Source organism: Staphylococcus sp. EG-SA-2 (genome assembly GCF_017152085.1).
In genome coordinates this window covers 1-543 of the sequence record NZ_JACYHC010000140.1, presented here as the reverse complement: position 1 = coordinate 543, position 543 = coordinate 1, and the positions used below count along the sequence as shown (strand labels likewise).

Below are 543 nucleotides of genomic sequence, written 5' to 3'. Positions count from 1 at the left end.
ATCGTGACAAACGTAATCATCGTGGTAACAATAATCCAGTTATTGCGCAATTTACGTTTTGTCATCGTATCACATACCCAACGCCACGAACTGTTTCAATCATTTTGTCACGATCGTATGGTTTTAACTTGTTTCGTAAATATCTTATATAAACATCTACGACATTTGTTTCTACTTCACTATTATAACCCCATACATGATTTAAAATTTGTTCCCGTTGCATAACATGGTTTTTATTTTCAGCTAGAAGATATAGTAAATCATACTCTGTTTTTGTTAATTCAATTTCTGCGCCATTTACCGTCACTTTAAAAGCGTTCTTATCAATTGTAATACCGTTGACATCGATAATATCCTTTTGTGGCTGACGACGTAAAATTGCACGAATTCTTGCTAAAAGTTCTTCAATATCAAACGGCTTAACTATATAATCGTCTGCACCGTAATCAAGCCCAGCAACTTTGTCATACGTATCACTTTTCGCTGTAATTATAATGATAGGTGTAGATTGTTGTTGTCTAATTTTGCGACAAATTTCTAAGC

General features: G+C 33.9%; 2 protein-coding genes. Both read right to left on the bottom strand.

Annotated elements, in window-relative coordinates:
* Positions 1 to 65: hypothetical protein (locus IDG60_RS27195; RefSeq protein WP_425348372.1), on the bottom strand; the 65-nt coding region annotated here is incomplete at its 3' end.
* The coding region (gene arlR / locus IDG60_RS27190; protein WP_206160400.1) for a winged helix-turn-helix domain-containing protein at positions 62 to 543 on the bottom strand (482 nt) is incomplete at its 5' end. The genes IDG60_RS27195 and arlR, both read right to left, overlap by 4 nt.